General features: G+C 42.2%; 30 protein-coding genes and 1 riboswitch. Of the genes, 3 read left to right on the forward strand and 27 right to left on the reverse strand.

Translation table 11 applies throughout. The annotated features are described in order from the left end of the window. Nucleotides 1-171: 171 nt before the first annotated feature. The 11 genes from dnaB to MHH91_RS16525 form a co-directional block, all read right to left on the reverse strand. Complete coding sequence (gene dnaB / locus MHH91_RS16475; RefSeq protein WP_121549089.1) at nt 172-1,500, reverse strand: replicative DNA helicase; 1,329 nt, start codon at nt 1,498-1,500, stop codon at nt 172-174. Next, on the reverse strand, nt 1,501-1,857 hold the full coding sequence (locus MHH91_RS16480) for a replicative helicase loader/inhibitor (protein ID WP_041056135.1): 357 nt from the start codon (nt 1,855-1,857) through the stop codon (nt 1,501-1,503). It abuts the gene before it with no gap. Next, on the reverse strand, nt 1,850-2,623 hold the full coding sequence (locus tag MHH91_RS16485; protein ID WP_121549091.1) for a Replication protein O: 774 nt from the start codon (nt 2,621-2,623) through the stop codon (nt 1,850-1,852). The genes MHH91_RS16480 and MHH91_RS16485 overlap by 8 nt, the downstream gene beginning before the upstream one ends. A gap of 14 nt (nt 2,624-2,637) precedes the next feature. Beyond that, nucleotides 2,638-2,832: a hypothetical protein gene (locus tag MHH91_RS16490; protein WP_250622192.1), complete on the reverse strand. Its 195-nt coding sequence runs from the start codon at nt 2,830-2,832 to the stop codon at nt 2,638-2,640. Nucleotides 2,833-2,836: 4 nt separating this feature from the next. Beyond that, nucleotides 2,837-3,043, reverse strand: coding sequence for a hypothetical protein (locus MHH91_RS16495; RefSeq protein WP_250622193.1), 207 nt, complete (start codon nt 3,041-3,043; stop codon nt 2,837-2,839). Nucleotides 3,044-3,171: 128 nt separating this feature from the next. After that, on the reverse strand, nt 3,172-4,020 hold the full coding sequence (locus MHH91_RS16500; RefSeq protein ID WP_121549093.1) for a hypothetical protein: 849 nt from the start codon (nt 4,018-4,020) through the stop codon (nt 3,172-3,174). A 12-nt stretch (nt 4,021-4,032) separates the two neighbouring features. Further along, a complete protein-coding gene (locus MHH91_RS16505; RefSeq protein ID WP_121549095.1) occupies nt 4,033-4,686 on the reverse strand; it encodes a Rha family transcriptional regulator in 654 nt (217 codons plus the stop codon). A gap of 215 nt (nt 4,687-4,901) precedes the next feature. Beyond that, nucleotides 4,902-5,153, reverse strand: a complete 252-nt coding sequence (locus MHH91_RS16510; protein ID WP_340978199.1) for a hypothetical protein — start codon at nt 5,151-5,153, stop codon at nt 4,902-4,904. Further along, the gene (locus MHH91_RS16515) at nt 5,153-5,524 is read right to left on the reverse strand and encodes a hypothetical protein (protein WP_250622194.1); all 372 of its coding nucleotides are present in this window, start codon (nt 5,522-5,524) and stop codon (nt 5,153-5,155) included. The genes MHH91_RS16510 and MHH91_RS16515 overlap by 1 nt, the downstream gene beginning before the upstream one ends. Further along, entirely contained in the window at nt 5,497-5,766 is a 270-nt protein-coding gene (locus MHH91_RS16520; protein WP_019712253.1) for a hypothetical protein, read from the reverse strand. The genes MHH91_RS16515 and MHH91_RS16520 overlap by 28 nt, the downstream gene beginning before the upstream one ends. 12 nt (nt 5,767-5,778) lie before the next feature. After that, a complete protein-coding gene (locus tag MHH91_RS16525) occupies nt 5,779-6,024 on the reverse strand; it encodes a helix-turn-helix domain-containing protein (protein WP_041056152.1) in 246 nt (81 codons plus the stop codon). A gap of 177 nt (nt 6,025-6,201) precedes the next feature. On the opposite strand from MHH91_RS16525, the gene MHH91_RS16530 reads away from it, so the two are divergent. From MHH91_RS16530 to MHH91_RS16540, 3 genes are read left to right on the forward strand one after another with little or no spacing between them, the layout of a single operon-like run. Beyond that, nucleotides 6,202-6,573, forward strand: coding sequence for a helix-turn-helix domain-containing protein (locus MHH91_RS16530; protein WP_041056154.1), 372 nt, complete (start codon nt 6,202-6,204; stop codon nt 6,571-6,573). Nucleotides 6,574-6,580: 7 nt separating this feature from the next. After that, nucleotides 6,581-7,048 carry an ImmA/IrrE family metallo-endopeptidase gene (locus MHH91_RS16535; protein WP_017697193.1) on the forward strand — a complete coding sequence of 156 codons (468 nt, stop codon included), beginning with the start codon at nt 6,581-6,583 and terminating at the stop codon, nt 7,046-7,048. Nucleotides 7,049-7,098: 50 nt separating this feature from the next. Then, entirely contained in the window at nt 7,099-8,256 is a 1,158-nt protein-coding gene (locus MHH91_RS16540) for a site-specific integrase (RefSeq protein WP_017697192.1), read from the forward strand. Between the two features lie 63 nt (nt 8,257-8,319). Here MHH91_RS16540 and sufB read toward each other — a convergent pair whose 3' ends face one another. The 16 genes from sufB to MHH91_RS16620 all read right to left on the reverse strand — a co-directional run bounded on the left by sufB (nt 8,320) and on the right by MHH91_RS16620 (nt 19,634). Next, nucleotides 8,320-9,717, reverse strand: coding sequence for a Fe-S cluster assembly protein SufB (gene sufB, locus MHH91_RS16545; protein WP_003151878.1), 1,398 nt, complete (start codon nt 9,715-9,717; stop codon nt 8,320-8,322). A gap of 19 nt (nt 9,718-9,736) precedes the next feature. Further along, nucleotides 9,737-10,180 (reverse strand): Fe-S cluster assembly sulfur transfer protein SufU, encoded by a 444-nt coding sequence (gene sufU, locus MHH91_RS16550; RefSeq protein WP_003151877.1) that lies wholly within the window; start codon nt 10,178-10,180, stop codon nt 9,737-9,739. Continuing rightward, a complete protein-coding gene (gene sufS / locus MHH91_RS16555) occupies nt 10,170-11,390 on the reverse strand; it encodes a cysteine desulfurase SufS (protein ID WP_013353526.1) in 1,221 nt (406 codons plus the stop codon). The genes sufU and sufS overlap by 11 nt, the downstream gene beginning before the upstream one ends. Continuing rightward, a complete protein-coding gene (sufD, locus tag MHH91_RS16560) occupies nt 11,390-12,703 on the reverse strand; it encodes a Fe-S cluster assembly protein SufD (protein ID WP_013353527.1) in 1,314 nt (437 codons plus the stop codon). Before sufD ends, sufS begins: the two co-directional genes overlap by 1 nt. A gap of 17 nt (nt 12,704-12,720) precedes the next feature. Beyond that, the gene (sufC, locus tag MHH91_RS16565) at nt 12,721-13,506 is read right to left on the reverse strand and encodes a Fe-S cluster assembly ATPase SufC (protein WP_003151872.1); all 786 of its coding nucleotides are present in this window, start codon (nt 13,504-13,506) and stop codon (nt 12,721-12,723) included. A 176-nt stretch (nt 13,507-13,682) separates the two neighbouring features. Continuing rightward, nucleotides 13,683-13,835, reverse strand: coding sequence for a hypothetical protein (locus MHH91_RS16570; RefSeq protein WP_003151857.1), 153 nt, complete (start codon nt 13,833-13,835; stop codon nt 13,683-13,685). A 192-nt stretch (nt 13,836-14,027) separates the two neighbouring features. Further along, the gene (locus tag MHH91_RS16575) at nt 14,028-14,405 is read right to left on the reverse strand and encodes a carboxymuconolactone decarboxylase family protein (RefSeq protein ID WP_038463290.1); all 378 of its coding nucleotides are present in this window, start codon (nt 14,403-14,405) and stop codon (nt 14,028-14,030) included. 92 nt (nt 14,406-14,497) lie between these two features. Continuing rightward, a complete protein-coding gene (gene metQ, locus MHH91_RS16580) occupies nt 14,498-15,313 on the reverse strand; it encodes a methionine ABC transporter substrate-binding lipoprotein MetQ (RefSeq protein ID WP_013353529.1) in 816 nt (271 codons plus the stop codon). Between the two features lie 13 nt (nt 15,314-15,326). Then, entirely contained in the window at nt 15,327-15,995 is a 669-nt protein-coding gene (locus MHH91_RS16585) for a methionine ABC transporter permease (protein ID WP_013353530.1), read from the reverse strand. Then, the gene (gene metN, locus MHH91_RS16590) at nt 15,988-17,013 is read right to left on the reverse strand and encodes a methionine ABC transporter ATP-binding protein MetN (protein WP_013353531.1); all 1,026 of its coding nucleotides are present in this window, start codon (nt 17,011-17,013) and stop codon (nt 15,988-15,990) included. Before metN ends, MHH91_RS16585 begins: the two co-directional genes overlap by 8 nt. Nucleotides 17,014-17,118: 105 nt before the next feature. Then, nucleotides 17,119-17,225, reverse strand: a riboswitch (SAM riboswitch). A 110-nt stretch (nt 17,226-17,335) separates the two neighbouring features. Further along, a complete protein-coding gene (locus tag MHH91_RS16595) occupies nt 17,336-17,686 on the reverse strand; it encodes an SCP2 sterol-binding domain-containing protein (RefSeq protein WP_013353532.1) in 351 nt (116 codons plus the stop codon). 97 nt (nt 17,687-17,783) lie between these two features. Continuing rightward, entirely contained in the window at nt 17,784-18,104 is a 321-nt protein-coding gene (locus MHH91_RS16600) for a thioredoxin family protein (RefSeq protein ID WP_013353533.1), read from the reverse strand. A gap of 5 nt (nt 18,105-18,109) precedes the next feature. Then, complete coding sequence (locus MHH91_RS16605; protein WP_014470995.1) at nt 18,110-18,475, reverse strand: toprim domain-containing protein; 366 nt, start codon at nt 18,473-18,475, stop codon at nt 18,110-18,112. 68 nt (nt 18,476-18,543) lie between these two features. After that, complete coding sequence (locus tag MHH91_RS16610) at nt 18,544-18,780, reverse strand: YusG family protein (RefSeq protein WP_013353535.1); 237 nt, start codon at nt 18,778-18,780, stop codon at nt 18,544-18,546. Nucleotides 18,781-18,834: 54 nt separating this feature from the next. Then, complete coding sequence (gcvH, locus tag MHH91_RS16615) at nt 18,835-19,218, reverse strand: glycine cleavage system protein GcvH (RefSeq protein ID WP_013353536.1); 384 nt, start codon at nt 19,216-19,218, stop codon at nt 18,835-18,837. A gap of 59 nt (nt 19,219-19,277) precedes the next feature. Continuing rightward, a complete protein-coding gene (locus MHH91_RS16620) occupies nt 19,278-19,634 on the reverse strand; it encodes an arsenate reductase family protein (protein ID WP_013353537.1) in 357 nt (118 codons plus the stop codon). Between the last annotated feature and the right edge of the window lie 75 nt (nt 19,635-19,709).

Consider the following 19,709-nt stretch of genomic DNA (forward strand, 5'->3'; position numbering starts at 1 on the left):
TCGTATGCCAACAAATAAGCGTTCATTTTATCCTTAAATCTTTCCTGCAAATAAAAATTAAGTGCCTGTTCTGGATCCTGCAGACTTATGGTTTTCTTCTCATAAACCAAAAACTCTATCAGCAGAATGAGAGAATAGTAATTATGCCGCAGCGCTTCTCGATACCAATCTCTAACTGTCAAATCTACGCTCCAAATTTAAGAACAAGCCATATTCTTTAATGAACGCTAGTGAGACAGTACCAACAGGACCGTTTCTCTGTTTTGCAATAATGATTTCGATTATGTTTTTACTTTCGCTTTCCTTGTCATAATAATCATCACGATAAAGAAACCCAATGACATCCGCGTCCTGCTCGATTTGCCCTGATTCCCTAATATCAGACATCATTGGGCGCTTATCCTGCCGCTGTTCAACGCCCCTTGAAAGCTGACTAAGAGCAATCACACAAATGTCTAACTCTCGTGCCATATGCTTGAGCATGCGGCTTATTTCGCCTATTTCCTGTGTTCTGTTCCCCCTATGTTTTGCTGATCCTGTAATCAGCTGCAAATAATCAATAATGATCAAGATATCTTTACCGGCATACTCCCGTTTCATTTTCCTTGCCTTTGACCATATCTCATTTACTGTGACGCCCGGGCGGTCAAATATTCTTAGATCAGCGGAACCGAGAATACCATTTGCTTGTGAAAGCTTGTTCCAATCATTAGCCGTCAAATTTCCTGTTCTCATTGCATCTGCATTGATATTTCCGAGAATTGAAGCCATTCTTTTTAAGAGCTGCTTACGTGACATTTCAAGAGAGAATATACCTACTGCGCCGCCACTATATTGATTTAATGAGCTACCCATAAAATTAGCCGCAACATTTAAGCAAAAAGCAGTTTTCCCGACCGATGGCCGAGCGGCTATGATGACCAACTCTTGTTTTTGAAAACCTGACGTCATTCGGTCAAGCTCCGCAAAGCCGCTTCGCATACCCGTAATTTCCCCTTTTGGGGTCGCTAGCTCCTCGTAAATGTCTAACAGGTCATTTTGTATTGCCCCGTCCTCTTCATCGCCTGTAGCGTCTTCTAAACGCATTAAATTGGATATGCTCGTTTGAATAGTTGAGGACACATCTTCATGAGCGGCATTATGCTTAATTTCCTCCGCGATCTTGCTCATTTCTCTTTTTTGCCAATACTCAAATATAAGCTTTTCGTAAAAGGAAATATTGGCGGTAGTCGGCACCGACTCTGTTAAGTCGGATAAATATTTGTGTCCGCCAACGCTGCCGATGTTGTCACGTCCTACTTGCTCCACGATTGCAACCAAATCTATCGGGATACCTTTAGAATCCAGCTCAATCATTGCAGTTAATAGATTTCTATGTTTGAACTGTGATAAATGGAGCGGCTTAATCCGACTGTCTTTTATTAGTTCAGGCTCTAAAAGGAGCGCCCCTAAAAAGGACTGCTCCGCATCTATGTTGTATAAAAATTGGTTCGTGTCCATTTAATCACCGATCCCAAGCATTCGTCTGATTTCTGCTTTTGATTTCTCTATGGATGCCCGCTCTTGTTCTGTTAACTCAGCAGGAGCAGACATTTTCGCAAGATACTCTTTTGTTTCCTCTACAGAGGGAATTGCATTCATCCGGTCAACTGTTGTAGGCTTTGCATTCAACAAGTCTGCAACCTTCGGCGGAAACTTATTCAAGCGGCAAAAGTTGATTAGATTGCGGCGTACTTCCTCGTATTCAGCTTCTTGTAAAAGCTCATGCCAAGAATCAATCTTTTCTTGCGTAATCTCAAAATGTTCAAAGTATTGCTTGATAAGAGACATAATTTCGAAGGTTTGTTTTTTAATCATCCAAATTAAACTCCTCTCCTTTAGGTATAACAGTTCTCTTTGCTGACTCCTGTTCTTTATCGCTCTTAATCTTGGTCACAAGCCTATCAAACTGTTTTCGAAGGCTTGATGGACTTAGGATATTGGTTTTCCAAAAGCTGTCCTGTTGTGACCACTTAATTAAGTATTTGATTTGTTTGTCTGTCCGTTTATCTCTTTCTCGGATTAACCTAAATTCATTAGCCCATTTTTCAAAATTAGGCTTTTTAGCATCAGGATTATTTTTGAGAATTTCTTCAAACAAAAATTCCGCATTCTCCATGTCGCAAATTTCATATTTGAGACGAGAAGTATTTATATTCTTTTCATTCTTTACATTCTTTTCATTCTTGATTGTGTGTTTTTGTGTCGCTTTCGTGTCGTTTTCGTGTTCGATCACTGTCTTTTTTTCTTCATCGGAATCATGGTAAACCCCATAATTGACAATGGTTATAAGCGTTTTTTTGGTGTCTTTTTTGAAATCAATCATTTCATCTTTCCGTAACAGGTCAAGAAATTGCGTTACCTTGGTATTAGACCATGACCAACGCTCACCAAGTTTACGAATTGAGGAAATGAATTGACCTCTCTTAACCTCGTAAAGCTCGTTTCCTAGAACGAATTTATTATCTTTATGACTGGCAATCATGAGTAAATCGAGCCAAGCTTCATATTTAGAAAACTTCCTTTTCTCTTGATAAATCCAGTGATCTTGAACACTCCTATGAAGCTTTATCCAACCAATCATTAGAATCACCTTGCTTACTTGTAAAAATTCAATTCATCGCTATAAGCCACTTCTCCCATGAGATAGCGAAAACCGGCAATAAATCCTGATATAAAAGCGTCCTCGCTCTCATATGCCGCTTTTGTTGAATAAGCCTCGTCAAAGTCCTGCAAAAGTGGTTTTAAATCTGCCGGCAGCTTCTCGCTTAACACTGCATAAAACTTATTCATTCTTTCATTTGCTTTGGTCGTTTTTTTGTGACCATTCAATATTCTCTTTGTCACTATCTAAGGGCTCATGCATAGACTTTGTTGCTATCAATTTGAGCATAGTAACCATGCCAGCGTCATAATACTTACCGCACACAGTCGTGTTATTTATATCCGCACCGATCTGTTCACCAATAGCAGCTATTTTTGAAGGCGTACCCATTAATTTCATAATTGAACTCTCCTTGCATTTGATTTATTAGATTGATATTTTCGTTAAGTCGTGGTATTGTCTATCTGAATAAATCAAGAAAAAGTGCGGCAACACTCTTTCTTGATCGTATGTTTGACTCTTACATCTTAGAGTAATGTGAGATTTGGCCGATCCTTCTCTATTGAGGCGATGCGGCCATATTCGTCTTTTTCGGCTTTATACATTGGAATCGGTTCTTTAATAACCTCATGTAATATTTTTGAAGTATCAATCTCCCCACTTATGATTCGATCCATTACACCTCTATAGAAAATATCAAAGAAAACATCATCATCCGGCGACTCAATATTTTTCACAAATACCTCAAGCATGAACCTATTAAAATCTATTTCATCCGGCATATTATCAATTGTGTTTCTCATTTCAGCCGCTCTTCCTTTGCTATGATCTATAGACAGAAGAGATAAAAAATCATTCTTTTTCATTTTCAAGAAATCCATTGACAAGACTAAATGCTTTTCAAGACTTTCTGGATAAGAGGGACTTAATTTAACTGCTTTTTCAATTTCTTGCTTAATTTCAGAGATGGAATTTTCGCCCATTTTCCCTATAGATTCATTCGCTTTCTCTAAATTCTCAATTTCGGTTAAAATGGACCACAAACGCTCACGATATTTAGAAGCGGTGATTTCTCCGCGATTCATTTCCCGCTGTAATCGTTTGATCCACACCAAGCTGTTATACGGACTATATTTTGAAACTGACATAATTTTATCTGCGTTGAAAAATTTGCGTAGATCTTGAATCACTTTTTCAGGAATATCCGCCTCAGTCATGTGAACAAACAAATACATCAAGTTAGATTCCGCGATACGATCAACACCACGCCAAAAGGCTTTGTATGTGTCATTGATGAAACCATGAAATTCCTTCGTTATATGATCCACTTCTACTTTTAAAGCTTTGACACGACTATAAAACTCAAATTTATTCATATTCTCATCCTCCTAAATTAACGGCCGCCATGTTTTAATCCATGCCTTAGCATCCTCAAAGTCTAACTTTCTCAAATCCCTGTATGAAGGCACTGCGAAAGCGTCCCTAAAATTGCGGTAAATGCTTGAAAATAGGCGGCGTGTCCCCTCTGGGCTGTCATCGTATCTATCACGTATTTCATACACACGCTTTTTAATTTGCTTTTGGATAACATTTTGTTGAAAGGAGTCGATACTCAAATTGTCTTCAAGTCTGCCTAAGCGTTTGTCTTGCTCGATCTGTTTTTGCTCAAGACGGATCATGTGTTGTAACTGTGGGCTCAACTGTGAATAATCAGTTTGTAAGTGGTGCTCCATTTCATTAAATCTTGTAACGTATTCTGCTGTGAATAACACGCCCTTTTCACCCGTCATTTTATTTGCGACCATTTCACAGCCTTTTTTAGTGAGTAAAAAGCAAGGGCGAATTTCTCCTTTGCTGTCCTCGTAAGTAGAAGTAATAAAGAAATCTGACGAACGCAATTTTGCGTCGGTTAAAATTGTGTCAATGTATCCTTTAATAGTTCTGATTAAGTCCGAATGGCGCTTGCCCGTCATTTCCGCAACATCCCGACTGTCGGCGAGATATTGCCCGTTTAATTCGATTAATTTTAAAGTGTTATTCATGTTGTATCCTCCTATTGGTATAATGTCCCTGTATAAGACAGGGGGTGAAACTATGCTGAGTAAAGACATTTATAAAACAGAAGAAGATTTCCATTATTATTGTCCCTGTGCATTTAAAATGGAGTCATTTATAGAAAATGAGCTTGAAACGGATACTAAATGGTTTTTTCATCGCTGCTACTCCTTCCATAAGGAAAAGAGACATACAGCGATATTTAAGTCGTATGATTTTCCTGATTACCGCGATTATTCTCTTTCTCTTGAAGGAATTCTAAAAGATGGAGAATATCAGATTCGGATCGTTCAATAAATTGATGGTTTGTTGAAATAAACACTCCTGGTGCTTTTTCCTCTAAAGTTAACATGCCGATTTTCTTTCTACTCTGGCTGTTGGCTATTTCCAATTTACAGCAGTCAGAGCTTTTTTTATCTACAAAAATATGGAGATTCCCTATCATAATTCTCACTATTTCTTTTCTCCTCCCATTCTTTCTAATTCCCTGCGTCGGACTTCAACTATTTCTTGTTCCTCCGCCTCACACATATGTACGCAGTATTCTGTACCTGCGCTGGCAAACTCAAGCATCACACGGCCTTTTAGAGGCTGTGTCTTTTTTGTCACCTCAAACTTCAAACCTGAATTGTCACTCGGTTTTTTTGAAAAAGCGAAGAGCGGTCCGCTATTGAACAAAAAATCAATGAAATTGTAAGTTGCTTCGATATCTAAGTCCGGTTCCGGGTTTATTATTTGAATGTCATTCAACTTCAAACTTCCATTCATTTTCCCACCACATTTCTTATAGATTGGTATTAATTTCTTGGTTGCTCTGAAAGCCATTTGAGTAAAAACTCTTTGCATTGTTTTTCTGGAAAGAGCCATTTCTTTCCGACACGATATTTCGGAAATCTTTCATCATAAAAGAAAGTCTCCTTGATAAAATTCAGACTCATATTTGTTTGTCTACATAGCTCTTTCATATCCCAAAAGGTGTATGAATCTCTGGCCTCATTCAATTTCTCTTCAATTTTTTGAATACAAAGCTGCTTAATTTGTTCTTCATTCACTTGAACAGATAACACCGAATCACTCCCTTATGATATAAGTGATCGTTCCTTTTTAGGAACAACAGGTTCAAAAAAATAGGCGATCGGTACGCCAAAATGAAAATGCATCTTTTTTGCATCCTCTAGAGAAAAGTCCCCGCCAAAACCATTTAACTTTTTACTAATAGTGTTAGGCTTCACTTTTAATAAAGCGGCCACGTCTTTGTGCTTAATTTCATTTTCTACAAAGTATGCTTTGATTTTATTGTATGGTTGTCTATTTCTAGTTTCCAAATCACCGCCTCCTTCCGTTCCGATTAAGGAACAACTCAAATATAAAACACTTTATTTTCTGTGTCAACAAAAAATGTTCCTAATATGGAATCATTTTTGGATAAAATGTTGCATTTAAGGAACACATATTATAAAATATTCCCATACAAGGAATATCGAATAGGAGAAGATAAAAGAATGAATGTATTTGGTGAAAGGTTGAAATCTTTACGTGATAAAAACAAACAAAGCATAAATGAATTGGTCTTAGAATTAAATAAAAAATATGAGACAAGTATCAGTAAAAGTATGATATCTCGGTATGAAAACGGACAATCGGATCCAAAAATGGAAATTGTACGGATCCTCGCTGATTACTTTGATGTATCCTCCGATTATTTAGTAGGTATATCTGATATGCAGGTCAAACCTTTGAAATTTAAAATCCATGAAGACGTAGAGACCATTGCTGCGCATCACGAGGGAGAAGATTGGACTGAAGAAGAGCTCGAGGAGATTCGTCGCTTTAAAGAATTTGTAAAATCAAAAAGAAAAAACAACCAGGAGTAGTCTATAAATGAGTTATGAAAACCTTTTAATTGAATCAGAAGATACAGTAACAGTATTCGAAAAGAAACTCAGCCGAAGAATAAAAGGTTTATATTCAGATGGCATTGTTTGGATAAATAAAAAGTTATCGAATACAGAAAAAAGAGAGGTTCTAGCTGAAGAATTAGGTCATCACTTTACAACTGCTGGCCAAATACTCGATCAGTCAACCGTACAAAACAGAAAACAAGAATTAAGAGCTAGAAATTGGGCTTACAAAAAATTAGTACCATTGAATAAAATTATTCAAGCCCATAAAGCAGGTATTAAAAACCGGTATGAACTCGCTGAGTTCCTAAATGTTACAGAAAAATTCTTAGACGAAGCTCTTAAAAGATATATTGAAGAGTACGGATTGTATAAAGAGGTAAACGGATTAACAATCTGCTTTCAACCATTAGGCGTAATCGAAATGTTTGAAACCTTTCAAGTATAAAAAATTTACCTGAAAATCGAACATATATTCTTATTTAGAGGTGTTAAAACATGGCAAGTTTTCGCAAGCATTCAAACGGAACATGGGAATATAGGATACGGTACAAAGATAAGAATTCGAACAAATACAAAGAAAAATCAAAACGTGGCTTTAAAACAAAAAAAGAAGCCCAGTTAGCTGCTGCACAAATAGAGACAGATATCGAATATTATGGATTCGCTACTGATGGAAAAGAAAGCATTAGTGAGTATTTCAGTAAATGGCTCGAAATATATAAAAAGCCGAACGTCAAGCCTATCACTTATTCACTTCAAGAAAGGAATGTAAGACTTAATATTCTACCACAATGGGGAAATCTAAAACTAAAAGATATAACCAGAACTGAGTATCAAAAATGGATCAATGAGCTAAGGGACGAATATAGTGAAGGCACTGTGAGGAGAATACATAGCATCATGAACACTGCATTAAATGATGCTGTGCACGAATTTAGGATACTGCGTGAGAACCCTGTCACCCGTATTAAAATCCCAAAGGAAACTAAAAACAACAAGGAAATTAAATTCTTTACTGTAGACCAATTAGAGAAATTTCTAAATCAGGTGAAAGAGCCTCAGAAAAATTCCAAATACAAACACTCAATACAGTATTATGTTTTATTTTCTCTCATGGCTCGGACCGGTCTACGGATAGGTGAAGCGCTCGCTCTAACCTGGGACGATATAGATTTTGAAGAGTGCACGATAAAAGTGAATAAAACACTAGTCTACCCGACAAATTCCACACCTTATCTTTCAACCCCTAAATCAAAAGCTGGCTTAAGAATAATCAAACTAGATGCGCACACTACTCAGCTTTTAAAAAAACACAGAATCAATAGACACGAGGTTGTTCTCAAATACAAAAACTATAAAAAACCGGAGACCGATATTGTGTTTTATCAGCATGATGGACGATGGTTGCGCACAAATGTTGTTAGAGAATACTTCAAAGAGATATGTAAAAGAGCTGATTTGCCAATATTGTCACCCCATGCATTAAGGCATAGTCACGCCGTGCATTTAATTGAGGCTAAGGCTGATTTGAAATTTGTATCTGAAAGACTTGGACATTCGAGCATAAAAATAACCGCAGATACGTACCTCCACGTCACCAAAAAAATTGAAAATGACGCATTAGAGATGTATCTGCGGTATACAAATTTATAATTTTGTGGGTGTTTTGTGGGTGGGGCCTCCCTGAAAACCAGTTAACCCCCTGCTGTATCAGGCTTAGCCTATACTACCTTCCATTTCGAATTTGATCAAACGGTTCATTTCAACTGCGTATTCCATCGGAAGTTCTTTTGTGAACGGCTCGATGAAGCCCATAACGATCATTTCTGTCGCTTCTTCTTCAGAAATACCGCGGCTCATCAAGTAGAAAAGCTGTTCCTCAGAAACCTTTGATACTTTCGCTTCGTGCTCCAATGAAATGTTGTCGTTCAGGATTTCATTGTAAGGGATCGTATCAGAAGTTGATTTGTTATCCATGATGAGCGTATCGCACTCGATGTTTGAACGGGCGCCGTCCGCTTTCCGTCCGAAGTGGACGATACCGCGGTATGTTACTTTTCCGCCCTGTTTAGAAATCGATTTTGATACGATTGTGGATGACGTATTCGGTGCAAGGTGAATCATTTTCGCACCTGCGTCCTGATGCTGTCCTTTGCCCGCAAGAGCGATAGAAAGCGTCATGCCGCGCGCGCCTTCACCTTTCAGAATGACAGCCGGATATTTCATCGTCAATTTAGAACCGATGTTTCCGTCTACCCATTCCATCGTCGCGTTTTCTTCACAAACGGTACGTTTCGTAACAAGGTTGTAAACGTTGTTCGCCCAGTTTTGGATCGTTGTATAACGGCAGTAGCCGCCTTTTTTCACGATGATCTCAACAACCGCGCTGTGAAGCGAGTTTGTTGTGTAGACAGGAGCCGTACATCCTTCTACGTAATGAACGCTTGCTTCTTCGTCAACAATGATCAGCGTACGTTCGAACTGACCCATGTTTTCTGAGTTGATGCGGAAGTAAGCTTGAAGCGGTGTTTCAACCTTCACGCCTTTTGGCACGTAGATGAAAGATCCGCCGGACCAAACAGCTGAGTTCAGCGCCGCAAACTTGTTATCAGTCGGCGGAATAACTTTCGCCCAGTGCTCACGGAAAATGTCTTCATTTTCTTTCAGCGCGCTGTCTGTATCTTTGAAGACAATGCCTTGCGCTTCAAGATCTTCTTTCATGTTGTGATAAACAACCTCAGATTCGTACTGTGCGGAAACACCCGCAAGGTATTTTTGCTCAGCTTCAGGAATACCGAGTTTGTCGAATGTCTGTTTAATTTCCTCAGGCACTTCATCCCAAGAACGCTCTGAACGCTCAGACGGTTTTACGTAGTACGTAATCTCGTCAAAGTTTAAAGAGTTTAAATCCCCGCCCCACTGCGGCATCGGCATGTTGTAGAAATGCTCAAGAGATTTCAGGCGGAAATCAAGCATCCATTGAGGCTCTTCTTTCATACGTGAAATTTCTTCTACGATTTCTTTTGTCAATCCGCGCTCTGAACGGAAAATGGAAACGTCCTTATCGTGAAAACCGTACTTGTATTCACCAATTTCAGGCATTTTTTTAGCCATCCATTTTCACTCCAATCTTTTAATTGCCGCCTTTTTCGCCAGCGACTCCTTTTTCAAGTGCTTTCCATGAAAGGGTGGCACATTTAATCCGGGCCGGGAATTTCGAAACGCCTTGAAGGGCTTCAATATCCCCGAGATCTATTGAGTCGTCATACTCTTTCCCTTGCATCATGTCTGAGAAGATCTTAGACATGGAAAGGGCGGTATCAATATCTTTTCCTTTAATCGCCTGCGTCATCATGGAAGCTGAAGCCATGGAGATGGAACAGCCTTCCCCTTCAAATTTCGCTTCCTGAACGGTATCGCCGTCAAGCTTCATTGTCAGTCTGATCCGGTCGCCGCAAGTCGGGTTGTTCATATCGACGACGATGCTGTCATCCAAAACCCCTTTGTTGCGCGGATTTTTGTAATGATCCATGATCACTTGTCTGTACAATGTATCTAAATTTGCATTAAAAGACATTTGTAAAGTACTCCTTTGTCTTTTGGAGAGCTTCCGCGAGCTTATCTATCTCTTCCTCTGTATTATACAGATAAAAGCTCGCTCTCGCAGTAGCAGATACATCCAGCCATTTCATGAGCGGCTGGGCGCAATGATGCCCCGCTCTGACCGCAATGCCCTCTGCATCGAGGACAGTCGCGACATCATGAGGGTGAACATCATCAAGATTAAATGTCACAAGGCCCGCCCGCTCTTTCGGACCGTATACCGTCACGCCGTCAAGCTGTTCGAAACAGTCAAGCGCATAGGCAGCAAGCTTATGCTCATGCCGGGAAATCTCGTCGAGACCGATCTCTTCAAGAAAATCAATCGCGGCTCCCAATCCGATCGCGCCTGCAATAATCGGCGTGCCTGCTTCAAATTTCCACGGAAGCTCTTTCCAAGTTGATTCATAAAGCCCTACAAAGTCGATCATCTCGCCGCCAAATTCGGCTGGCTCCATATTCTCAAGCAGTTCTTTCTTGCCGTACAGCACGCCGATTCCCGTCGGGCCGCACATTTTATGGGAAGAAAGCGCGAAGAAGTCGCAATCCAAGTCTTGGACGTCGATTTTCATGTGAGGCGTGCTCTGGGCTCCGTCGACCACGATGACCGCGCCATTGTCATGAGCGATTTTAGCGATTTCTTTAATCGGGTTGATCGTGCCGAGTACGTTTGACACATGAGCGACCGCCACGATCTTCGTATGGCTTGTGACAGTCTGCCGGACGTCTTCTAACGAAAGCGTGCCGTCTTCCTGCATCGGAATATATTTTAAAGTCGCGCCGGTTGCTTTTACAGCCTGCTGCCACGGAATGATATTCGCATGATGCTCCATTTGGGTGATGACCACTTCATCACCGGGTTTTAAGTTGGCGCGGGCATAGCTCAGCGCCACCATATTCAGTGAAGTTGTCGTGCCTTTTGTGAAAATGACCTCAGTCATTGACTTCGCATTGATAAACTTACGGACTTTTTCACGCGCTCCTTCATAGCCGTCTGTCGCTCTTGTGCCAAGAGTATGGACGCCTCTGTGGACATTGGAATTGTATCGGTTGTAATACTGATCCACTGCCTCAATGACAGCCCGCGGCTTCTGAGAAGTCGCCGCGCTGTCAAGGTACACGAGGTCATGTCCGTTCACTTGCTGATGAAGGATCGGGAACTGTTCACGAATATCGGTGATATTCATTATTTTACTTTCCTTTCGATGACGGAGACGAGCTGTTTCTTAACTCCTTCAATCGGAAGCTCTTTTACCACCGGAGCAAGGAATCCGTAAATGACTAAGCGTTCCGCTTCTTCTTTCGGAATTCCGCGGCTCATTAGGTAGTAAAGCTGAATCGGGTCCACGCGGCCGACAGATGCCGCATGTCCTGCAGTTACATCGTCTTCATCAATTAAAAGAATCGGGTTTGCGTCACCGCGTGCTTTTTCACTCAGCATCAGGACGCGGGATTCCTGTTCAGCGTTTGCTTTAGACGCGCCGTGCTCAATTTTGCCGATCCCGTTAAAGATGGAAGATGCGGCATCTTTCATGACTCCGTGCTTCAGGATATAACCTTCGGAAGCCTTACCGAAGTGGATGATCTGCGTCGTAAAGTTTTCCGTCTGTTCTCCTCTTCCGACAACTACGGTTTTCGTATCGCCGTATGTGCCGTCTCCATAGAGGTTAGTCGTGTTTTCAGAAATCGTGTCGCCGTCGTTCATCAGACCGAGCGCCCACTCGATTCTGCTGTCGCGTCCGCGCGCGGCTCCGCGGCGGTTGACGTATGTTGTGACACCTGCTGACAGGTTGTCAACGGCACCGTACGTCACACTGGCGTTATCACCCGTGATCACTTCACTGATAATGTTGAACACAGCTTCTTTCGGATTCACCGTGCTGATGTAGTTCTCAACGTAAGTGACGGAGCTGTGGTCTTCAGCGACGATCAGCACGTGGTTAAACAATGCCGTGTCATTGCTTTCATGAACATAAACAGCCTGAACAGGCGTTTCCACCTGAACGTTTTTAGGAACATAAAGGAATGCTCCGCCGTTCATTAATGCCGCATGAAGCGCAGTCAATTTATGCTCGTCGACCTTTACGCCGTCTTTCATGAAATATTTCTCAACGAGGTCGCTGTGCTCACGGGCAGCTGTTAAGATGTCCGTGAAAATGACGCCTTTGTCTTTCAGCTCTTTAGACAGAGAAAGGAAAGCAGGCGTTTGGTCACGCTGCACATATAACGTTTTGTCTTCATTTTCGATGTCGATCAGCGCTTTTGCTTCATCAGCTAAATCTTCTAAAGAAGCAAGCGGCGCGTTTTCTACTGTATGCTTGTTGAACTTTGTAAAGTTCCAATTTGTGATTTTTGTTTTATCAGGCTTAGGCAGCGGCAGATCTTCAGCTTTTTCAAGAGCCTGTAAGCGCAGGTTTTTCAGCCAGGCAGGTTCTTGATGCTTTTCGGAAAAGCCTTTGACATATTCCTGATCTACGGATAGTTTCGTTTCCAATGTCATGTTTATCCCCCTAACGCTTACGCTTCTTGGCCTACAGTTTCGTCTTCAATGCCGAGTTCTTGTTTAATCCAGTCATAGCCTTCCGCTTCAAGGCGCTGCGCAAGCTCCGCTCCGCCTGATTTCACTACGCGTCCCTGCATCATAACGTGAACGACATCAGGCGTGATGTAGTTCAGAAGGCGCTGATAGTGAGTGATCATTAAGCAGCCGAAGTTTTCGCTGCGCATTTTGTTGATTCCTTTAGAAACGACTTTAAGCGCATCGATATCAAGACCTGAATCGATTTCGTCAAGAATGGCGATTTTCGGCTCGATCATCATAAGCTGAAGGATTTCGTTGCGTTTTTTCTCCCCGCCGGAGAAGCCTTCGTTCAGGTAACGCTGAGCCATTTCAGGGTCCATTTCAAGGAACTCCATGTTTTCGTCCATTTTGCGGATGAATTTCATAAGAGAAATTTCATCGCCTTCTTCGCGGCGTGCGTTAATCGCAGAGCGAAGGAAATCGGCATTTGTCACACCGCTGATTTCACTTGGGTACTGCATCGCAAGGAAAAGACCCGCCTGAGCGCGCTCGTCCACTTCCATTTCCAGTACATCTTTGCCGTCAAGCGTGATGCTGCCTTTTGTAACTTCGTATTTCGGGTGTCCCATAATCGCTGCTGAAAGCGTGGATTTACCGGTACCGTTCGGCCCCATGACAGCGTGGAATTCGCCGCCTTTTATTTCAAGGTTTACACCTTTTAAGATCTCTTTTCCTTCGATTTCAACGTGAAGATCCTTGATCGTTAATGTTGAAGCAGCCATATCTATACCTCCAAAATATATAATCATTATTCTCAATTTATTCTCATTCTAATTTTATAACAAATGAAAAGTAAATACAACTTTTTATATTACCCGGAACATTCCTAAAGTTTATCAAAGATCCAGGCGTAATTAAAGCTGTTTGAAACAGAAAAAGGGCGGAATTCCGCCCTTTTTTACTGACCGATTTTCTCATTAAGCTGCGCTGCGAGGAACTTGCTTTTTTGGTATTCAAGCTCCCTCTGCCGTTCGACTTCCATCCTTTTTGAAAGACGCCGTCCATATTCCTCGTAGCCGATGCCGTGTGACTTCTGCATCGCTTTTTCCATTTCAGGCGTATAGTCAAGGTCCAGTCTTTCATGGCTGGTGCAGATAATGAATCAATCCCTTCATTTGTTTGTTTCCATTGTAACAATGATCCGCTGCTCCGGCCAAAGAGAGTGTGCCCCTGAATCCTTTCGAATGTGCCGGAAACCGGCGCTGTTTTTATGTGAAAAGCGGTATTCACACGATTGCTCTTTCTAATGCGTCGTATGTCCGAATTCCTGAATGCACTGCTGCACGAGGGTCACTCCCTGACTGAGTGCTGCGCCTCCTCCGAATGCCGCCGCGACGCTGATGACCTCAAGGATGTTTTCCTCTGTCGCGCCCTGGTCAAGGCAGCCCTTCGTATGATAAATCATGCAAAATTCATCTTGAGCATTGATGCTGATGCCGAGAGCGATTAATTGTTTCTCTTTTTCAGTCAATGAATCCGCTGAGAAACACTGTTCAGTAAATTCATTAAACTTCCGTCCCATCATCGGCATTTTCTGCTCGAATATGCCTAAACCTTCTTTGTATTGTTTTAATGCGTCATGCAGGCTTTTGCCGTTATCCTGATATTGAGCCACTGCCATTTCCTCCAATTGTTAACCTTCCCTTTTATTATGGACAGTTCTCCGATTAATACCCGAAAAAAACCCCGGACGATTCATCCGGGGTTTTCGCTTTATTCAGATACAGGAAGTACGGCTCCGTCGTATTTTTTCTCAATAAAGTCTTTGATTTTCTTAGAGTGAAGCACTTCCATAAGCGCTTTGATTTTCGCTGATTTTTCGTCACCTTTACGAACGGCAATGATGTTGGCGTACGGGTTGTTTTTCGTTGATTCCACTTCAATCGCATCTTTTAACGGGTTCAGTTTGTTTTGAATCGCATAGTTGACGTTAATGAAGACTGCGTCGCCTTCTTCTTCATTATATGCTTTCGCCGTTAATTCAGGGGCGATTTTTTTGAATATCAGGTTTTTCGGGTTTTTCGTAATGTTTTTCGTAGTGGCGTCAATCGTTTTCACCTTCGGATCAAGTGTGATCAGTCCGGCTTTTTGAAGCATCGCCAGCATACGGCCTTGTTCTGCGACGTTGTTTGTCATGATGATGGTCGCGCCTTTAGGCAGGTCTTTCAATGATTTGTATTTTTTCGTGTAAATTCCGAAGGGCTCAAGGTGAACGGCTCCGGCATTTACGAGTTTGTAGTCTTTATTTTCTTTCATTTCCTGTTCAAGGTAAGGAACGTGCTGGAAGTAGTTCGCATCCACTTCTTTGTCAGCTAACGCTTTGTTGTACATTTTGTAATCGTTCAGCACTTTTACTGTTAATGTGTAGCCTTTTTCCTTCAGAAGCGGCTCCGCTTCTTTTAAAATTTCAGCATGCGGTGTTTTTGTCGCAGCGACGACGATTTCCTTTTTATTTGAGCCGTTTGATCCGCAGGCAGCCAAAACTCCCGCGAACACAAGCAGCAGCGCACTTAGTACAATCTTTTTCAATGTAAATCCTCCCTTATCTTTTGTCTATTATATTTGTAATCACATCACCGATAATTTGAATGATAAAGACGATGATGAGAATAAATACAGTTGCCACAAACGTTACATCTGTATTATTGGACTGGTATCCTTCTACATATGCAAGGTTTCCGAGTCCGCCTGACCCGATGGCGCCGGCAATGGCGGTAGATCCGATCAGAGCGATGGCCGTAACGGTGAGGCCTGAGATTAACGCAGGCATTGATTCAGGAATCAGCACTTTGAAGATAATCGTCGATGTCTTTGCTCCCATTGATCTGGCAGCTTCGATGACTCCTTTATTAACTTCACGGAGCGCGATTTCAACAAGGCGGGCATAAAACGGCGCAGAGCCGATAATCAGCGCGGGCAATGCAGCGTTCGGCCCTAAAATCGATCCGACCAAAAACTTAGTAAAGCCGAGAAGCAGAATAATTAAAATAAGAAACGGAATAGACCTGAAAATATTGACAACCGCCGCAATCACGGTGTTAATGATTTTATTTTCCCATAAGCTTCCCTTGCCCGTTAAAAAGAGCAGAAGACCGAGAATCGCTCCGATGACAAATGAAAAGGCTAAAGCAATGACCGTCATATAAAGGGTCTCGTATGTGGCCGTCCACAGCTCGGTTATATCAACGTTCGGGAACCATTTTTCAAACATTTGTGATCACCTCTGCTTCTACCTGTTTGTCTTTGATGAACCGGATCACGTTTTCTACTTCTTTTTCCTGACCGTCAATGTGGATGAATAAAGAACCGTAGGCTCCGTCTTTCGTCTGTGAAATTTTCCCCTGCAGAATATTGACGTCCACGTCAAAGTTTCGGATCATCTCCGTAATGAGGGGCTGTTCGGCAGCCTGCCCGACAAATGAAAGCTGAATCGTTTTTCCTGTCGCGGTTTCCTGCAGAAAATGCTGAATGGTTTCTTTCGTCTCCTCCGGTTCTGTCACCTGCTGAACGAAACGCTTTGTCATCGGCTCACGCGGGTTTCTGAAGACTTGGAGCACTTCGCCTTCTTCAACGACTTTCCCGTTTTCCATGACGGCGACTCTGTTGCAGATTTTTCTGATGACGTGCATTTCATGGGTAATGAGCACAATCGTCAGGCCGAGTTTGTCATTTATATCGGATAAAAGATCTAAAATTGAATCGGTCGTCTGCGGGTCTAGCGCTGATGTCGCTTCATCACATAGAAGGACTTTCGGATTATTGGCGAGCGCCCGGGCGATGCCGACACGCTGCTTTTGACCGCCGCTCAGCTGCGACGGATAAGATTTTTCTTTACCCTCTAAACCGACCAGTTTAATCAATTCATCGGCGCGGCGGACCCGTTCGCTTTTTTTCACGCCGGCGATTTCCAGTGGAAACATAATGTTCTCCCGGACGGTGCGCGACCAAAGAAGGTTAAAATGCTGGAAGATCATGCTGATTTCCTGACGCGCTTTTCTCAGTCCGCGGCTGCTTACTTTATTTAATTCCGTCCCCGCGACTTCCACGGTGCCCGACGTCGGCTTTTCAAGGCCGTTCAGGAGACGGATTAAGGAACTTTTACCAGCTCCGCTATATCCTATAATTCCAAATATTTCGCCCTTTTTGATATCAAGAGTGACATCTTGGACAGCATTGACATCCCCATGCTTCGCTTTGTAAATTTTTGAAACATTTTGAAGATGGATCAAAGCAATCACCTGCCTTACACTATTCTAAGAAATCTTCCGGGTTTCTCTGCAAAAGAAAAGCCTTTCTGCAAAAATGAGCAGAAAGGCTTATTGAAAAAGGCCTTTCTCTCATCTTCCAAAGCAGATCGCTTTGAGTGAATTGGCACCATTTCAACATTGTTGATGGTTGCCGGGCTTCATAGGGCACTTCCCTCCACCTCTCTTGATAAGAGAAAACATATTGTATTTTCGTCCGGAAATTCTTACTGTAGAATAGCACGGCGAATGATAAAAAGTCAATAAAATAAATAATGGGAGCTATTGTCACATAGTAGAATGGCAGTTACGGCCGCTTGCTGACCGCCTGAAAAAATCCATTTGTCAGCCAGAGGATGGCCTCCAGCTTCAGCAGGGCCCGGAATGATCCCTTCACTTTGAGTTTTCCGCTTTGGATGAGTTTCTGCAAAGAGACATCACCGTGCAAAAGATGGATAATTTCCGTCTGGTTTCCGTAAAAGGTCAAATTAGATTTTTCCTTTGAAGCCGCCGTTTTTCTCATTTCTCCCTGTCCGTTAATTGAGACCGTTAAGGCTTCTGTTTCTCCTTGGAATGTAATCAGCAGCGTTGAGGCATTTAATAGCGGTTTCAAAAACAGATGCTGTCCGTCATTCTCTAAAACTTCTATTTTCTCCACTCGTATAACCTCCCGTTTTAATGGCCATACATACACATTTCTCTTTTTAACGGACAGAACCCTTTATAAACCGCACGACATTTTCCTGTAAAAATTGTCACATCGGGAACGTTTGCGATGTTTTTTGTTTAATCAGCTCATATAAATAGGAAACGGAGCGGAAGGCGTATCCTTTCTCAACAAGCTCTCCGCCTTTAAACAGCAAAAAGCACGGAACGCTCTCAATCTGATAGGCTTTGGCGAATGCGGGGGAATAATTCACGTTGTTTTTATAGAAGGCGGCTTCGGGCAGCATTTCTTCGACGACGGAAAGCATTTTGGACGCCAGCTGGCATGTGCCGCAAAACGGGGTGTACAAATACAGGAGATAGACGTCATCCTGAATCGATTCGAGTTCATTTTCTTGGAGTTCTTTCATTTTGATTACCACCTCAGGTCGTTCTTTTTCAAAAATACAGGGTCTGCATCAAGGCCGGCTCTGATCAGTACAGATGCAAGATGATGGCCCGGGCACGATTCGACTTGCCTGTATGTTCTGTCTATGCAGATATGGCGCGCTTCGGGCAGCTCCCGTTTCAGCTGTTTTCTTAATTTTTCTCCGGAGTCGTCTGCGTCCGTTAAAATATACACGTCTCTGTCAAACAGGCGGTCCGCCAAATCTTCCAGTTCAGTTTGGCCGATCGTTCCGTTTGTACAGATGATTTCCGCGGGTTCGATGAGCACTTCCCTGACTTTGATTTTATCTGATTTTCCTTCTACGATTATGACCTTTTCATCTCCGTTGAACATAAGCGCATCACCTGCCGATTGTTTTAGGCTCAATTGAAAAAGAAGGCAGTGAAATTCACCGCCAACAGTTAACACCAGCCGTTCTCATAATCGCAATCCACATATTTCGGATCGTTGCCGTTTATGACATCGGCTGTTTTATAAAATTTTTGATTTTCAAATAGAAAGCCCTGTTTGAGCTCGTACTGGTTCATGCCTGTCATCTCGCCGATGGCTTCATTTTCATGAAACAAGGAAAACCGGCCGTTTTGAAAGCGGCCCGTGATGTTCTCCGTGACATCGACCTTTTGTTTATCAAAAGCCATATTGGACACCTCCCGTTACAGATAGAATGTCCAAATGGCCCTTTTGCTATCCGATCAGTCTTCCTGTGTCATTTCGTCATATTGCTCGGAAGTCATGAGGTTTTCGATTTCTTCAGCATCAGCCGGTTCCACGACGATCATCCACGCTTTTTCATACGGAGACTCGTTTACGAATTCAGGACTGTCATCAAGGTCTTCGTTCACTTCCGTTACGGTTCCGTTAATCGGTGCGTACAGTTCGGATACGGTTTTGACAGATTCTACGCTGCCGAATGGCTCGTCCGCTTTAATTTCAGCGCCGACTTCAGGAAGCTCGACAAATACGATGTCGCCAAGTTCGGATTGCGCGAAGTGTGTAATCCCGATACGGGCTTTTCCGTCCTCAACTTTTACCCATTCGTGCTCTTTGGAATAACGCATATCTTTCGGTGTGCTCATCTAAATCCCTCCATTTTTTTCTTATAATAAGAAGATACCATAATTCTTTGAACCTGGCATTACATCCAATATTTTTCGAATTGGTCTTCTTTAAAGCCGACAGTGACTTTTTCGCCGTCTGTCGTAATCGGGCGCTTCAGGAGCATACCGTCTGATGCCAGGAGTTCAAGCTGTTCATCCTCTGACATGTGGTACAGTTTTTCCTTTAAGTTCAGCTCGCGGTATTTCATGCCGCTCGTGTTGAAAAACTTTCTGAGCTCAAGGCCGCTCTTTTCGTAGAGGTCTTTGATTTCTTCTTTCGTCGGTGTTTCTTCCACAATATGTATTTCGTTTATTTCCTTACCGCGGTCTTCCAGCCATTTTTTCGCATTACGGCACGTTCCGCATTTAGGGTACCAGTAAAAATTTAACGACATCTTCTTCACCCCTCGTAAATGATCGTCGTTATTTTAACACAATCACTGGTAAAAACCTATAACGTTGCTTCATGA

Source organism: Bacillus sp. FSL K6-2819 (genome assembly GCF_038008305.1).
Classification (GTDB): Bacteria; Bacillota; Bacilli; order Bacillales; family Bacillaceae; genus Bacillus; species Bacillus amyloliquefaciens.

What these genes read in the sequence shown, in the direction of transcription:
- dnaB (WP_121549089.1), bottom strand. Translation starts at nt 1,500, where the DNA reads ATGGACACGAACCAATTTTTATACAACATAGATGCGGAGCAGTCCTTT.
- MHH91_RS16480 (WP_041056135.1), bottom strand. Translation starts at nt 1,857, where the DNA reads ATGATTAAAAAACAAACCTTCGAAATTATGTCTCTTATCAAGCAATAC.
- MHH91_RS16485 (WP_121549091.1), bottom strand. Translation starts at nt 2,623, where the DNA reads ATGATTGGTTGGATAAAGCTTCATAGGAGTGTTCAAGATCACTGGATT.
- MHH91_RS16490 (WP_250622192.1), bottom strand. Translation starts at nt 2,832, where the DNA reads ATGAATAAGTTTTATGCAGTGTTAAGCGAGAAGCTGCCGGCAGATTTA.
- MHH91_RS16495 (WP_250622193.1), bottom strand. Translation starts at nt 3,043, where the DNA reads ATGAAATTAATGGGTACGCCTTCAAAAATAGCTGCTATTGGTGAACAG.
- MHH91_RS16500 (WP_121549093.1), bottom strand. Translation starts at nt 4,020, where the DNA reads ATGAATAAATTTGAGTTTTATAGTCGTGTCAAAGCTTTAAAAGTAGAA.
- MHH91_RS16505 (WP_121549095.1), bottom strand. Translation starts at nt 4,686, where the DNA reads ATGAATAACACTTTAAAATTAATCGAATTAAACGGGCAATATCTCGCC.
- MHH91_RS16515 (WP_250622194.1), bottom strand. Translation starts at nt 5,524, where the DNA reads ATGGCTTTCAGAGCAACCAAGAAATTAATACCAATCTATAAGAAATGT.
- MHH91_RS16530 (WP_041056154.1), top strand. Translation starts at nt 6,202, where the DNA reads ATGAATGTATTTGGTGAAAGGTTGAAATCTTTACGTGATAAAAACAAA.
- MHH91_RS16535 (WP_017697193.1), top strand. Translation starts at nt 6,581, where the DNA reads ATGAGTTATGAAAACCTTTTAATTGAATCAGAAGATACAGTAACAGTA.
- MHH91_RS16540 (WP_017697192.1), top strand. Translation starts at nt 7,099, where the DNA reads ATGGCAAGTTTTCGCAAGCATTCAAACGGAACATGGGAATATAGGATA.
- sufB (WP_003151878.1), bottom strand. Translation starts at nt 9,717, where the DNA reads ATGGCTAAAAAAATGCCTGAAATTGGTGAATACAAGTACGGTTTTCAC.
- sufU (WP_003151877.1), bottom strand. Translation starts at nt 10,180, where the DNA reads ATGTCTTTTAATGCAAATTTAGATACATTGTACAGACAAGTGATCATG.
- sufS (WP_013353526.1), bottom strand. Translation starts at nt 11,390, where the DNA reads ATGAATATCACCGATATTCGTGAACAGTTCCCGATCCTTCATCAGCAA.
- sufD (WP_013353527.1), bottom strand. Translation starts at nt 12,703, where the DNA reads ATGACATTGGAAACGAAACTATCCGTAGATCAGGAATATGTCAAAGGC.
- sufC (WP_003151872.1), bottom strand. Translation starts at nt 13,506, where the DNA reads ATGGCTGCTTCAACATTAACGATCAAGGATCTTCACGTTGAAATCGAA.
- MHH91_RS16570 (WP_003151857.1), bottom strand. Translation starts at nt 13,835, where the DNA reads ATGGAAAAAGCGATGCAGAAGTCACACGGCATCGGCTACGAGGAATAT.
- MHH91_RS16575 (WP_038463290.1), bottom strand. Translation starts at nt 14,405, where the DNA reads ATGGCAGTGGCTCAATATCAGGATAACGGCAAAAGCCTGCATGACGCA.
- MHH91_RS16585 (WP_013353530.1), bottom strand. Translation starts at nt 15,995, where the DNA reads ATGTTTGAAAAATGGTTCCCGAACGTTGATATAACCGAGCTGTGGACG.
- MHH91_RS16600 (WP_013353533.1), bottom strand. Translation starts at nt 18,104, where the DNA reads ATGAAAGAACTCCAAGAAAATGAACTCGAATCGATTCAGGATGACGTC.
- MHH91_RS16605 (WP_014470995.1), bottom strand. Translation starts at nt 18,475, where the DNA reads ATGTTCAACGGAGATGAAAAGGTCATAATCGTAGAAGGAAAATCAGAT.
- MHH91_RS16610 (WP_013353535.1), bottom strand. Translation starts at nt 18,780, where the DNA reads ATGGCTTTTGATAAACAAAAGGTCGATGTCACGGAGAACATCACGGGC.
- gcvH (WP_013353536.1), bottom strand. Translation starts at nt 19,218, where the DNA reads ATGAGCACACCGAAAGATATGCGTTATTCCAAAGAGCACGAATGGGTA.
- MHH91_RS16620 (WP_013353537.1), bottom strand. Translation starts at nt 19,634, where the DNA reads ATGTCGTTAAATTTTTACTGGTACCCTAAATGCGGAACGTGCCGTAAT.